This is a genomic window from Pseudomonas sp. M5A4_2d (assembly GCF_053345295.1).
Map to the genome: position 1 here is coordinate 149,295 of NZ_JBKEZW010000004.1, position 13,504 is coordinate 162,798.

Consider the following 13,504-nt stretch of genomic DNA (forward strand, 5'->3'; position numbering starts at 1 on the left):
TTACTCCCCTTTGCCAGCAGCGGCAGCAGGAGCAGCAGCACTGCCGGCGTCAGCAGGCTTAGCGTTGTCGGCCGGCTTGACCTTGACCTCGACGCCCGGCTTGACGTACTGCAAGCCTTCTGTGATCACACGGTCACCGGCGTTCAAGCCTTTTTCCACCAGCCAGTAGGCACCGTACGTACGGTTGGCCACCAGCTCACGCTGCTCGACCTTGTTGTCGGCGTTGACGATCAGCGCCGTTGGAGTGCCCTTCAGGTCGCGGGTCACGCCTTGCTGCGGTGCCAGGATAGCCTTGCTGTTCACGCCGGCTTGCAGCTGGGCGTGGACGAACATGCCCGGCAGCAGGGTGTGTTCAGGGTTCGGGAACACGGCGCGCAGGGTCACGGAACCGGTGGTCTGGTCGACCGACACTTCGGAGAACTCCAGCTTGCCGTCCTGGCCGTAGGCGGTGCCGTCTTCCAGGGTCAGCTTGACCTTGGCAGCGTTTTCGCCGGCTTTTTCCAGCTGACCGCTTGCCAGATCGCGGCGCAGTTTGAGCATTTCTGCCGAGGACTGCGTGACGTCGACGTAGATCGGGTCCAGTTGCTGGATCACGGCCATGGCATCGGCCTGGCCATTGCTCACCAGTGCGCCTTCGGTGACCGAAGAACGGCCAATACGCCCGGAGATCGGCGCGAACACTTTGGTGTAGCGCACGTTGATCTGGGCGGTTTGCACGTTGGCTTCCGACGTCATGCGGTTGGCAACGGCCGTGTCGTATTCCTGACGGCTGACGGCTTGCTCATCGACCAACTGCTTGTAGCGGTCGGTGATCGACTTGGTTTGGGTCAGGCTCGCTTGTGCGCTTTTCAGGGTGGCTTCATACACCGACGGGTCGATCTGGTAGAGCTGTTGCCCTTCCTTCACGTCGCCACCTTCCTTGAACAGGCGCTTGAGAATGATGCCATTGACCTGAGGACGAACCTCCGCGATGCGGTAGGCCGTGGTGCGGCCCGGCAGCTCGGTGGTCAGGGTAAAGGCTTGCGGTTGAATGGTGACCACGCCGACCTGAGGGGTTTGAGCGGGCGGAGCCGCTTCTTCCTTTTTACATCCGCTGAGCAGCGATGCCAGGGCGACGGCAGTGACCAGAGCGGTAACAGCTGGCTTAAGTTGCATGAAGATCCTCGGGTCAGGCGCGCAGAATGCGCACAAGAAGTGTGGAAGGGTAAAAAACAAGCTGTGAGTAGATAAGTAGCTTGCTACGCAATATACTTACGTTCATGGTTGTTTGTAAACTCTTGACAGGCTTCGCGGATTGTTGACAAAGCAACCGCCAAAGCCTCGATTTTAGTACGTTCGGCGCCCATGACGGTGTCGTCCCACAATTATTCAGATGATCGTTACCGCCTATTAAAGCAGCGTTACCGATAGTCCCACGTGTTTTGATTGAGGTTTTACTGCCATGGTTCGTCGCACCAAAGAGGAAGCTCAGGAAACGCGCAGCCAAATTCTCCAAGCCGCCGAGCAAGCCTTTTATGAGCGGGGCGTTGCGCGGACTACGCTGGCGGACATCGCTGCGTTGGCCGGGGTGACGCGCGGGGCTATCTATTGGCATTTCAGTAACAAGTCCGATTTGCTGCAGGCACTGCTCGACACGCTGCACGAACCGTTGGACGAGTTGGCCCGGGCCAGTGAGAGCGAGGATGAAGTCGACCCGCTTGGCTGTATGCGCAAGTTGTTGATTCATTTGTTTCATCAGGTGGCTCTGGACCCGAAAACACGGCGCATCAACGAGATTTTGTTTCATAAGTGCGAGTTCACCGATGAAATGTGTGACATGCGTCGCCAGCGCCAGACCCATAGCCTGGAATGCAACCTACGTATCGGCCTGACCTTGCGTAACGCGATCCATCGCGGGCAACTTCCGGAAAATCTCGACACCACCCGTGGGGCGGTGTGCATGCATGCCTATATCAACGGGATCATTGGCCAGTGGCTGCTGGTGCCCGATAGCTTTCAACTGCATCAGCAGGCTGAACGCTGGGTTGATGCAGGGCTGGACATGCTGCGCCTGAGTCCCAGCCTGCGCAATTAAGACAAAGTGCGTAATTACGTCCAGTTGTGTCAACAGTAAAGACGAGACACAGTCGATCGTCCCTTCGAGCGATTGGTGGGGTGACTTTATATACGGGCTGGCGGGCGGTTGATAGGTAGCCGCCTAAGTATTTTGTAGCGATATTGTTGCAAGGCTGTGAAGGAATGTTTCCCAGCGCTGGTGCGCATTCCAAATGTGTAAGCGGGTTTGCTCACGAATACGGTCTGTCAGCTACAGGTGTGCTAACTGATCCACCGCATTCGCGAGCAAGCCCGGTCCCACACAAGCCGCTACCACCTCAGATCTCTGGTGTATTCCAGGGCGCAGTAAAAAGCCCCGGTTCCTGCGAACCGGGGCTTTTTGCGTTTCAGACGATCAGAGCGCCAGTGTCGGGTAGTCGATGTAACCGACCGGGCCCTTGGCGTAGAAGGTTTCCGGGTGCGCTTCATTCAATGGCGCATCGGCCTTCAGGCGCGCCGGCAGGTCCGGGTTGGCAATGAACGGTACGCCAAACGCCACCGCATCAGCCTTACCGGAAGCCAGCCAGGCATTGGCGCTGTCTTTGGTGAAGCGTTCGTTGGCGATGTACGGGCCGCCGAAGGCTTTTTTCAGTTGCGGGCCGAGGCTGTCGCCGGCTTCTTTTTCACGCGAGCAAATGAACGCGATGCCACGCTTGCCAAGTTCGCTGGCGACGTAGGTGAAGGTTTCGGCCAGGTTGTCGTCGCCCATGTCATGGGAGTCGGCGCGCGGTGCCAGGTGCACACCTACACGGCCGGCGCCCCAGACTTCGATGGCGGCGTCAGTCACTTCCAGCAGCAGGCGCGCACGGTTTTCCAGGGAACCACCGTAGTTGTCGGTACGTTTGTTGGTGCTGCTCTGCAGGAACTGGTCGAGCAGGTAACCGTTGGCGCCGTGGATTTCCACGCCGTCAAAGCCTGCGGCCTTGGCGTTTTCAGCACCGACGCGGTAAGCATCGACGATGTCGGCGATTTCAGCGGTTTCCAGGGCGCGCGGCGTTGGGTAGTCGGCCAGCGGACGCACCAGGCTCACGTGGCCTTTGGGCTGGATGGCGCTTGGTGCCACCGGGGTTTCGCCGTTCAGGTAGGACGCGTGGGAGATCCGGCCAACGTGCCACAGTTGCAAGACGATCTTGCCGCCTGCGCCGTGTACGGCCTTGGTCACATTGGCCCAACCGCGCACCTGGTCGTTGGACCAGATACCCGGAGTGTCCGGGTAGCCCACGCCCAGCGGCGTCACGGAAGTGGCTTCGCTGAGGATTAGCCCGGCGGAAGCGCGTTGCACGTAATACTCGGCCATCAGCGCGTTGGGCACGCGACCGGCATCAGCGCGGCAGCGGGTCAGCGGTGCCATGATGATGCGGTTCGACAGTTCCAGGTCGCCCAGTTTGATCGGATCGAAAATAGTCGTCATGGGATAACACCCTTCTCTTTAAGTGGATTGATCAGTTGGTCGCAGGGGCCAGGTCGGCATCGCCGCTCTGACGGAAAGTAATCAGGGTCACCAGCAGGGCAAGAATCGCCAGGGCCGCAGCGGCCAGAGGCACGCTGGTCAGGCCGAAACCGTGGGCAATCACACTGCCGCCAACCCAGGCGCCCAGGGCGTTGCCGATGTTGAAGGCGCCGATGTTCAGGGTGGACACCAGGTTCGGTGCCGCCTTGCCGAAGGTCACCACGTTGATTTGCAGCGCCGGTACGGCGGCGAACGAGGCGGCGGCCCACAGGAACAGGGTGATTTCAGTCGGGATCACTGCGACGCTGGTCCAGGTCAACACCGTGGAGACCACCGCCATGCTGATGAACACGCCGATCAGGGTGGCCGCCAGGCGCTTGTCCGCCAGCTTGCCGCCGATGATGTTGCCCACGGTGAGGCCCAGGCCGATCAGCAGCAGGGTCCAGGTCACGCCTTTGGGCGACACGCCGGTGACGTCGCCGAGCAGCGGCGCGACATAGGTGAAGAGGGTGAACATGGAGGCGGCGAACAGCGCGGTCATGGTCAGCGACAACCAGATGCCGGCGCCCTTGAGGGCGGCCAGTTCGGCGCGCATGTCGAGTTTTTCTTCGTCGCGCTTGGCCGGCAGGAAGCGAATCAGGCCGATCAGCGCCACCACCCCAATGACGGTCACTGCCCAGAAGGTCGAGCGCCAGCCGGCTTCCTGGCCCAGCGCGGTACCCAGCGGCACGCCGAGTACGTTGGCCAGGGTCAGGCCGGTGAACATCAAGGCTACAGCGGAAGCACGCTTGTTGGCCGGCACCAGGTTGGCGGCGACCACCGAACCGATACCAAAGAAGGCGCCGTGGCACAACGCGGTGACCACACGGGCAACCATCAGCACGTTGTAGTCACTGGCCAAAGCACAGAGCAGGTTGCCGACAATAAAGATGCCCATCAACGCTACGAGGGCGGCCTTGCGTGGCAGCCTGGCGGTGGCCAGTGCCATGAAGGGCGCGCCGATGGCCACGCCCAATGCGTAGCCAGTGACCAGCCAGCCGGCGCCGGGAATCGACACACCCAGGTCCGCCGCCACATCGGGCAGCAAGCCCATGATGACGAACTCGGTGGTGCCGATGGCGAAGGCGCTCAGGGCCAGTATGAGTAGCGAGAGGGGCATTATCGTTTCCTTGGTTACAGCGGTTCGATGATTTCAGCGCTGAGTTCAGTCGTGAGCGCCGCGAGGAACGCTTGGATCACTTCCTCATTACGCTTGAAAAAGTGCCACTGTCCGGCCTTCTGGCTGCTGATCAACCCGGCCCGTTGCAGGGTGGCCAGGTGGGCCGACACGGTCGACTGGGACAAGCCGCAGCGCTGGTCGATCTGCCCGGCGCAGATGCCGTATTCGTGGTTGTGCAATTGCTCTGGGAACTGCACTTTCGGGTCTTTGAGCCAGGTGAGAATGTCTCGTCGTACTGGGTGTGCCAGTGCTTTTATTATTTCGTCGAGGTCGATGGACATGGCGGGTGCTCGGTTTCGTAAAGCGTTATATCGCGATGAGGCGAACTTTAAATCGGTATATCCCGATATACCAATATGATTTTGGTCTTAGGCCAGGCCAAATCGATATATCGGGTTATAACGATACGTTGACGGCAGTGCTAAACTGCGCGCCATGAATTATCTCGCACATCTGCACCTGGGCGGCCAACTTCCTGCGCAACTGCTGGGCAGCCTCTATGGTGATTTCGTCAAAGGCCGCCTGCAGGGGCAGTTCAGCCCGCAAATCGAGTCGGCGATTCAGTTGCATCGCTCGATCGACCGTTTCACCGACAGCCACCCGTTGGTAGGGGCGGCGTTGTCACGCTTCAGCCTGACCCGCAAGCGCTATGCCGGGATCGTCCTCGATGTGTTTTTCGACCATTGCCTGGCGCGGGATTGGGCGCTGTATGCCGACCAGCCGCTGGAGCACTTCACGTCGCAGGTGTATCGCGTACTGGCCGCCGAACCCCAGTTGCCGGGGCGGCTGGCGCAGATTGCGCCGTATATGGCAGCGGATGATTGGCTGGGCTCGTACCGTGAGTTCGCGGTGATGGAGCAGGTGTTGCGTGGGATCTCGCGGCGCCTGACGCAGCCTCAGGAATTGGGCCATGCGATGCAGGAGTTGCGGGTTTTGTATGAGCCGTTGAGCGAAGACTTCCGGGTGTTCTACCCTGAATTGCAGAAATTCGCACAAGCCCATCTGATTAGTGGGATCTAAATGTGGGAGCGGGCTTGCTCGCGAATGCGGTGTATCAGTCAGCCTATTTGTTGCTGACAGACTGCATTCGCGAGCAAGCCCGCTCCCACATTTTTTGACCGTGCCCGCTTTAGGCAGCAAACGCCGGTCGCACCGCCACCTGCTCAGTTTCCGGCAACGGCCCGAACAACGCCTTCTGCACCGCCTGCTGTGCCTGGAACGCCAGCGCTGCGCGTTCCTGCCCGGCGCAGGCAATCGGCGTGAGCACATGGATTTCCACGTCTCCCTGGTCATTGCCAAACAGGCGCATCAGGTGCGAGAGCAAATCGTCATCGCCAATAAACGGTGCCAGCGCGTCTACTTGCCCGTCGCGCAGGTAACGAATTGCCACCGGTTGCAGCGACACGTCCGCGTCAATCGCACTGGCCAGCAAGCGCCCGTGAAAGGTACGCAGGCTGCGCCCGTCGGTGGTGGTGCCTTCCGGGAACATCAGCAGCGGGTGCTGTTGCTCCAGATGACGGGTCATCTGCTTGCGGATCAACTGGCTGTCGCCCGAACCCCGGCGGATAAACAGGCTGCCGGCCTTGGCCGCCAACCAGCCGGCCACCGGCCAGGTGCGCACTTCGGCCTTGGACAGAAACGACATCGGCGCCACAGCGCCCAGCAACGGAATATCGGTCCAGGACACGTGATTGCTCACCCACAGCATTGGCTGCGTCGGCAGTTCACCGTGCACTGTCACGCGAAAGGGCAGGGCGTTGGTCAGCCGCGCCATAAAAAACCGCGACCAGCGCTGGCGCCGCACCATCGAATTGGCCACACCCAAACGCTCGAACACACCAAACACACTGGCCATGCTCAAGCCCAGCGCCACCACCAGCAGCACCCGGGCGATGCGCCCGTACACGCGCAGGCGGCCCATTACATGGCCGCCTTGAAGTGGCGCGCGTAACGCGGGCACAACTCATCGCGCTTGAGCAGGATGAACACGTCGGCCACCTGGAAATCTTCATCCCAGCACGGCTCGCCGCAGATCTTCGCACCCAGGCGCATATAGGCCTTGAGCAGCGGCGGCATTTCCGCGATGACGTTGGACGGCAGGTCCAGCGCTGGCAGTGGTCTTTTCGGCTCGGCGCGCAGGTGTTCGTTGCACAGGTAGCGTTCGCGCAGGCGCTGCATGATCGCATGGGCCTGGATGCCGCCGTCGTGCATCGGGATGCTCGCGCAGCCCATCAGGTAGCTGTAGCCGCCCTGATTTAACACCTCGGCCAACTCGCCCCACAACACGGCAATGGTGCCGCCATTGCGATAGGCCGGGTCGACGCAGGTGCGGCCGATCTCCAGGATCGGGCCTTGCAAGTGCAGCAAACCATGCAGGCTGAATTCTTCTTCGCTGTAGAACCGGCCCAGGGTGCTGGCGGCCTGGTGATCGAGTAAACGGGTAGTGGCCACCAATCGACCGCTGTTCAAGTCCCGCACGCCAATGTGGCTGCAGTGAACATCATAGTCATCCATGTCCAGACCCAGTTCCGCGCCTTTCAGCTTGGCGTTGAACTCGCCGCTGAACACGTTGAACCGCAGGGCCTGGGCTTCCTGCAATGCCTGCGCGCCAATCAGGCGTTCGGCTTGCAGACGGCGTTCATTGCCGGTGTCGCTGATGCGGGCGATCTGAGTCATGGCGAATCTCCGAGTGCCAGCCACGTTCCGGCCGGTCGACTTGTTTGTCCAAACTCAGGCTATGTAGGCTCGGTGTCATCTCCATGAAGTTCCAGTGACGCTTAGATGACAGCCGCGGCAGGGCGCCTTCTACCGGATGCAGCGCGATCCAAATGTGGGAGGGGGCTTGCTCCCGATGACGGTGGATCAGTTACAGATAAGCTGACTGAGCCACTGCCATCGGGAGCAAGCCCCCTCCCACAATTAACATGCATCCACTCAAGACTCGCGTAGCAAAACTGTCACTCATCCAGGCTAGGCTCGCGGGCTTGAATGCCCCCCTTGAGTTTGTGTCCATGGTCCGAGGCCTGTTGTGCGTTGCCCTGCTGTTAGCCACCGTCACCGCCCGCGCCGAAACTTGGCCTGACAAGGATTGGGCCAAGGGCACACCGCTCGACGGTCCCGCTGTCGAAGCCCTCAATGCCTACGCTTTTCCAACCCGTGACGACGCCACCCGCCAAGGCATTCGCACCGACGCGCTGCTGGTGATCCGCGATGGCGTGATCATCTACGAACGCTACGCCGCACCCACCACCGCTGGCACCCCGCACCTGACCTGGTCGATCAGCAAAAGCCTGATGGCCACCGTGCTCGGCGTGGCCTACGGCGAAAACCGCTTCAAACTCACCGACCCGGCGGCGCGCTTCTACCCGCCGATGAAACAACACCCCAAGGTCACCCTGGCCGACCTGCTGCACTGGGCCTCGGGCCTGGCCTGGCAGGAAGACTATGAATACGCGCCGCTGAAATCCTCGGTGGTGGCGATGCTCTACACCCGTGGCCGCGCCGACATGGCCGAGTTCGCCGCCGATACCGAGGCCGCCGCCGCACCGGGCCAGGCCTTCCGTTATTCCAGCGGCGACAGCAATATCTTGTCCGCCGCCCTCAAAGGCATGCTCGGCCACAAGGCCTATGTGAATTACCCGTGGGAGGCGCTGTTCAAGCCGCTGGGCATTCACAACGCTACCTGGGAAACCGATGCCGACGAGACCTTCGTCGCTTCGTCCTACGCCTACCTCACCGCCCGCGACCTGGCACGCGTCGGCCTGCTGATGGCGCGCGACGGCCGTTGGGGTGAGCAGCAATTGCTGCCTAAAGAGTGGGTCGCCTTCAACCGCCAACCCTTCGACAAATACAAAGCCGGCCAGGACGAAGCCGTGCCCGGCGGCCAATGGTGGCTCAACCGCGAAGTGCAGGGCGCCGCCCGACCGTGGCCCGACGCCCCCGCCGACACTTTCGCCGCCCTGGGCCACTGGGGCCAGGCGTTGTTTGTGATGCCGGATGAACATTTGGTGATCGTGCGCTACGGCGATGACCGCGACGGCAGCTACCGCCATAACGAACTGCTCAAACGCGTGCTTGCGGCGGTGCAACCATGATCCGCCGTCACCCGTTTATCAGCGTTTTCCTGCTGCTGTTAATCGCCCTGCTGGGTTGGATCTGGCACGAGCGCGTCAACCTGCAAGCCTTCCCCGACATCATCGCGGCGTACACGGCCAAGGAGTACTGCTCGTGCCGGTATGTGGAGAACAATCCGGCTGCTTATTGCCTGGGGTATGTGAAGCAGTACGTGCCCGTCAGCCGCTTCATCGACACGCCGGAACGCAGTGAAGTAACGGCGAGTGGGTTGGGGCGCACGCACACGGCAAGGTGGCTGGGTGAGCGCCAGGGTTGTCGCCTGACCCCCTGAAACACCCAAATCTCCTGTGGGAGCTGGCTTGCCTGCGATGACGGCGGCACGGACAAACGTGATGTTGACTGACCTACCGCTATCGCAGGCAAGCCAGCGCCCACATTGGATTTGCACCGTTTGTGATATTGCGCTTAAGGTTCGTCCAGGTTTTTTTCCCCATGAGTCTTTATGTTCAATGCCAAACCTCTGGCTTTCACGCTGCTGACCTGTGCAGCCCTGCCTGCCCACGCCGATTGGTACCTGGATAACGAGTCCTCGCGGCTGTCGTTTGTCACCACCAAAAATACTGAAATCGCTGAAGTGCATCGCTTCCTGGTGTTGCACGGCAAAGTCGACAGCCAGGGCGCAGCGCAATTGGAAGTGGAGCTGGAGTCGATCAACAGTGGCATCCCGCTGCGCGATGAGCGCATGCGCAATGAACTGTTCCAGATCAAGACCTTCCCCGAAGCGTTGATTCGTGCGCAGATCAACCTGCAACCCATCAATGACCTGGCCCCCGGCGCGCAGGTGGAATTGCGCCTGCCGCTGAGCGTCACCCTGCGTGGCAAGACCCAAACCTACAGTGCCGAGTTGTTGGCCACCCGCCTGGATGACCGCCGTTTCCAGGTGGTGACCCTGGAGCCGGTGGTGTTGCATGCCGAGGATTTCGAGCTGGCGCCGGGCGTGGCGGCGTTGCGTAAGGCGGCGGGGCTTAAGTCGATCAGTTTGTCGGTGCCGGTGGGTGCGGTACTGATCTTTACGGCGCGCTGAGATGAGCGGCGCAGTGTTTCCGTGGCGCAGCGCCAACCGGTTCGAGTTGCTGGTCGACGGGCCGAGTTTCTTTCCGCAGATGCTGGTGGGCATTGCCCGCGCCGAGCAGCAAGTCGAGCTGGAGTTGTACCTGGTGGAAGCCGGCGCATGCGCCGAAGCCATGGTGCAGGCGTTGGTGCTGGCCGCCGAACGCGGCGTGCTCGTGCGTTGCCTGTTTGATGATTACGGCAGTTTGGCGTTTACGCTGGGGCTGCGCAAACGCCTGACCGATGCGGGCGTGGAGCTGCGGTTTTACAATCGCTTGAGCTGGCGGCGGTGGGTGCGAAACCTGTACCGCGACCATCGCAAACTGTTGCTGATCGACCAGAGCATCGCGCTGGTGGGGGGGACGGGCGTCACGGATGAGTTCTGGACGCCGGGGCAGGACACCGCCGAGTGGCATGAGGTGATGGTGCAAATCAGCGGCCCACTGGTGCTGGACTGGCAAGCACTGTTCGAACGCCAATGGCATGCCAATGTGGCGCGCCGCGCGTGGAAGCCCTCTACCCATTTTGGTTTGCCGCGCCTGCCCAAGGTGCCTGCGGCCGGGCCGGGTCTTGGCCGCGTGGCCTATGCCGACGCCCGCCAGCACCGCGATATTTTGCAGTCGCTGATTCGCGCATTGAACAGTAGCCAGCAACGCATCTGGCTGGCGACGCCGTATTTTTTGCCGACCTGGAGCGTGCGCCGTGCCTTGCGCCGTGCGGCCGGACGCGGCGTGGATGTGCGTTTGCTGCTCACCGGCCCACGCACCGATCACCCCTCCGTACGTTACGCCGGGCATCGTTATTACCCGCGTTTGCTGCGTGCGGGTGTGCAGATCTTTGAATACCAGCCGTGCTTTCTGCACCTCAAAATGGTGCTGGTAGATGATTGGGTGAGCATCGGCTCGTGCAATTTCGACCATTGGAATTTGCGCTTCAATCTGGAAGCCAACCTGGAGGCATTGGACCCTGAGTTGACGCTGGCCGTGGCGGGCAGTTTCGAGCGCGATTTTGCCCAGAGCCAGGCAGTGAGTCTGGAGGCGTGGAAGGCGCGGCCGCTGTGGCGGCGCGTGAAGCAGCGGGTGTGGGGGTGGATTGATCGGTTGGTGGTGAATCTGTTGGATCGGCGGGGGTAAGTCAGCCACTGAAGTCAAATGTGGGAGTTGGCTTGCCTGCGATAGCGATGGTGAATGTTCCACCGCTATCGCAGGCAAGCCAGCTCCCACACTGACCGCATTTACAGTTTTAGATCAGAGCAGCTCGAATGTCTGCTGCTGCACATCCTGGGAGTCCAACCCGATCTGTACATTGAACTCGCCCGGTTCTGCGGCGAACTTGAGCTGGGTGTTGTAGAACTTCAAGTCTTCCTCGGTGATGGTGAAGTGCAACGTGCGTTCTTCACCGGCTTTGAGCATGACTTTCTGGAAGTTCTTCAGCTCTTTGATCGGGCGGATCATCGAGCCGGCCACGTCCTGGATATACAACTGCACCACGGTTTCGCCGTCTACCTTGCCGGTGTTTTTCAGCGTGACGCTGGCGTCGAGCTTGCCGGTTTTATTCAACGTGGTGGACGACAGCGCCATGTCCGACAAGCTGAACGTGGTGTAGCTCAGGCCATAACCAAACGGGAACAGGGGGCCGGTGACGTCATCGAAATACTGCGAGGTGTAGTTACCCGGCTTGCCTGGGGTGAACGGCCGGCCGATGCTCAGGTGGTTGTAGTAGGTCGGAATCTGCCCCACCGAGCGTGGGAAGGTGATCGGCAGCTTGCCTGACGGGTTGTAGTCGCCGAACAGCACGTCGGCGATGGCGTTGCCGCCTTCGGTGCCGGCGAACCAGGTTTCCAGGATCGCGTCAGCCTGCTTGTTCTCATCGAGAATCGACAGTGGGCGACCGTTCATCAATACCAACACCAAAGGCTTGCCGGTGGCCTTAAGGGCCTTGATCAGGTCGCGTTGGCTTTGTGGGATGTTCAGGTCGGTACGGCTCGAGGATTCGTGGGACATGCCACGGGATTCACCCACGGCAGCCACGACCACGTCAGCGTCCTTCGCGGCTTTCACCGCTTCGTCGATCATCACTTGCGAAGAGCGCGTGTCATCCACCACTTCCGGCGCATCGAAGTTGAGGAAGTTGAGGTAGTCGACCACCGCCTTGTCGTTAGTGATGTTGGCGCCACGGGCATAGATCACTTTGCCTTTCTCGCCGATCACGGCGTTCATGCCGTCCAGCAGGGTCACCGATTGTTCAGGCTTACCGGCAGCCGCCCAACTGCCCATCATGTCGATCGGTGCCTTGGCCAATGGCCCAACCAGGGCGATGGTTGCGGACTTTTTCAGCGGCAAAGTGTTGTTCTGGTTTTTCAGCAAGACCAGGCTGCGGCGCGCGATATCGCGGGCATCGCTGCGGTGCAGGCGGCTGTCGGCATAGGTGTCGGCCGGGTCATCCTCGGCCTTGCCGATACGCAGGTACGGGTCTTTGAACAGGCCCATGTCGTACTTGGCGCCGAGCACTTCACGCACGGCATTGTCGATGTCGCTTTGCTCGATCTCGCCGGACTTGAGCAGGCCGGGTAATTCCTTGCCGTACAGCGAGTCGTTCATGCTCATGTCGATGCCGGCCTTGATCGCCAGCTTGGCGGCTTCACGCCCGTCCTTGGCCACGCCGTGCTTGATCAGCTCGAAGATCGCGCCGTGGTCACTCACGGCCAGGCCTTTGAAGCCCCAGTCTTTGCGCAGCAGGTCGTTCATCAGCCAGGTGTTGGCCGTGGCGGGTACACCGTTGATCGAGTTCAATGCCACCATCACGCCGCCGGAACCGGCCTTGATCGCCGCGTGGTACGGCGGCAGGTAGTCCTGGTACATCTTGACCGGGCTCATGTCGACCACGTTGTAGTCGCGACCGCCTTCCACCGCGCCGTACAGGGCGAAGTGCTTGACGCTGGCCATGATGCTGTCGGCATTGGCGGGGCTGGTGCCCTGGAAGGCCTTGACCATCACTTCGGCAATGCGCGAGACCAGACACGTGTCTTCGCCGAAGCCTTCGGACGTGCGGCCCCAGCGTGGGTCGCGGGAGATATCGACCATCGGCGCAAAGGTGATGTCGAGGCTGTCGGCGGCGGCTTCCTGGGCGGCGATACGCCCGGAGCGGCCGATGGCGTCCATGTCCCAGCTGGAGGCCAGGGCCAGGCTGATCGGGAAAATCGTGCGGTGGCCGTGGATCACGTCATAGGCGAAGAACATCGGGATCTTCAACCGGCTGCGCATGGCCGCGTCCTGCATCGGACGGTTTTCCGGGCGGGTGATCGAGTTGAAGGTGCCACCGATACGGCCGGCGGCAATTTCCTTGCGGATCAGCTCGCGGGGCATTTCAGGGCCGATGCTGATCAGGCGCAATTGGCCGATCTTTTCATCCAGGGTCATCTGCTTGAGCAGGTCGCTGACGAAGGCGTCCTTGTCTTTAAGCGCAGCAGGCTTTGTTTCTGCCCATACGGGGTGAGTGGCCAGAGTGGCAACAAGGCCGAGCAAACACAGCTTCTTCATGAATATCCTTTTTCGGCT

Annotated in this window: 13 protein-coding genes; 6 read left to right on the forward strand and 7 right to left on the reverse strand. The window is 61.0% G+C overall.

Going from position 1 to position 13,504, the window contains the following annotated elements; genetic code table 11:
* Complete coding sequence (locus ACLBW8_RS13730) at positions 1-1,155, reverse strand: efflux RND transporter periplasmic adaptor subunit (protein ID WP_064451241.1); 1,155 nt, start codon at positions 1,153-1,155, stop codon at positions 1-3.
* 286 nt (positions 1,156-1,441) lie between these two features.
* On the opposite strand from ACLBW8_RS13730, the gene ACLBW8_RS13735 reads away from it, so the two are divergent.
* Positions 1,442-2,074, forward strand: coding sequence for a TetR family transcriptional regulator (locus ACLBW8_RS13735; protein ID WP_064451242.1), 633 nt, complete (start codon positions 1,442-1,444; stop codon positions 2,072-2,074).
* 375 nt (positions 2,075-2,449) lie between these two features.
* On the opposite strand, the gene ACLBW8_RS13740 is transcribed toward ACLBW8_RS13735, so the two are convergent.
* Genes ACLBW8_RS13740 through ACLBW8_RS13750 form a run of 3 tightly spaced genes read right to left on the reverse strand, consistent with a single transcriptional unit; the run spans position 2,450 to position 5,044 of the window.
* On the reverse strand, positions 2,450-3,505 hold the full coding sequence (locus ACLBW8_RS13740; RefSeq protein WP_447805573.1) for an alkene reductase: 1,056 nt from the start codon (positions 3,503-3,505) through the stop codon (positions 2,450-2,452).
* A 31-nt stretch (positions 3,506-3,536) separates the two neighbouring features.
* Positions 3,537-4,703, reverse strand: coding sequence for an MFS transporter (locus ACLBW8_RS13745; RefSeq protein ID WP_407016511.1), 1,167 nt, complete (start codon positions 4,701-4,703; stop codon positions 3,537-3,539).
* A gap of 14 nt (positions 4,704-4,717) precedes the next feature.
* Positions 4,718-5,044, reverse strand: coding sequence for an ArsR/SmtB family transcription factor (locus tag ACLBW8_RS13750; RefSeq protein WP_053254831.1), 327 nt, complete (start codon positions 5,042-5,044; stop codon positions 4,718-4,720).
* A gap of 154 nt (positions 5,045-5,198) precedes the next feature.
* Here ACLBW8_RS13750 and ACLBW8_RS13755 point away from each other — a divergent pair, with 154 nt between their 5' ends.
* A complete protein-coding gene (locus ACLBW8_RS13755; RefSeq protein ID WP_447805574.1) occupies positions 5,199-5,783 on the forward strand; it encodes an acyl carrier protein phosphodiesterase in 585 nt (194 codons plus the stop codon).
* Between the two features lie 109 nt (positions 5,784-5,892).
* On the opposite strand, the gene ACLBW8_RS13760 is transcribed toward ACLBW8_RS13755, so the two are convergent.
* Both ACLBW8_RS13760 and olsB read right to left on the reverse strand, forming a co-directional pair.
* Entirely contained in the window at positions 5,893-6,684 is a 792-nt protein-coding gene (locus ACLBW8_RS13760) for a lysophospholipid acyltransferase family protein (protein WP_221294161.1), read from the reverse strand.
* Positions 6,684-7,439: an L-ornithine N(alpha)-acyltransferase gene (olsB, locus tag ACLBW8_RS13765; RefSeq protein ID WP_064451247.1), complete on the reverse strand. Its 756-nt coding sequence runs from the start codon at positions 7,437-7,439 to the stop codon at positions 6,684-6,686. Before olsB ends, ACLBW8_RS13760 begins: the two co-directional genes overlap by 1 nt.
* A 335-nt stretch (positions 7,440-7,774) precedes the next feature.
* Between olsB and ACLBW8_RS13770 the strand changes: the two genes are divergently transcribed.
* The 4 genes from ACLBW8_RS13770 to ACLBW8_RS13785 all read left to right on the forward strand — a co-directional run bounded on the left by ACLBW8_RS13770 (position 7,775) and on the right by ACLBW8_RS13785 (position 11,080).
* Positions 7,775-8,857: a serine hydrolase domain-containing protein gene (locus tag ACLBW8_RS13770; RefSeq protein ID WP_447805661.1), complete on the forward strand. Its 1,083-nt coding sequence runs from the start codon at positions 7,775-7,777 to the stop codon at positions 8,855-8,857.
* The gene (locus ACLBW8_RS13775; protein ID WP_447805575.1) at positions 8,854-9,168 is read left to right on the forward strand and encodes an amidase; all 315 of its coding nucleotides are present in this window, start codon (positions 8,854-8,856) and stop codon (positions 9,166-9,168) included. The genes ACLBW8_RS13770 and ACLBW8_RS13775 overlap by 4 nt, the downstream gene beginning before the upstream one ends.
* 171 nt (positions 9,169-9,339) lie before the next feature.
* Positions 9,340-9,921 (forward strand): YceI family protein, encoded by a 582-nt coding sequence (locus tag ACLBW8_RS13780; protein ID WP_064451250.1) that lies wholly within the window; start codon positions 9,340-9,342, stop codon positions 9,919-9,921.
* A gap of 1 nt (position 9,922) precedes the next feature.
* Positions 9,923-11,080: a phospholipase D-like domain-containing protein gene (locus ACLBW8_RS13785; protein ID WP_432750531.1), complete on the forward strand. Its 1,158-nt coding sequence runs from the start codon at positions 9,923-9,925 to the stop codon at positions 11,078-11,080.
* A gap of 114 nt (positions 11,081-11,194) precedes the next feature.
* On the opposite strand, the gene bglX is transcribed toward ACLBW8_RS13785, so the two are convergent.
* Positions 11,195-13,486, reverse strand: coding sequence for a beta-glucosidase BglX (gene bglX, locus ACLBW8_RS13790; RefSeq protein ID WP_447805576.1), 2,292 nt, complete (start codon positions 13,484-13,486; stop codon positions 11,195-11,197).
* Positions 13,487-13,504 lie beyond the last annotated feature (18 nt).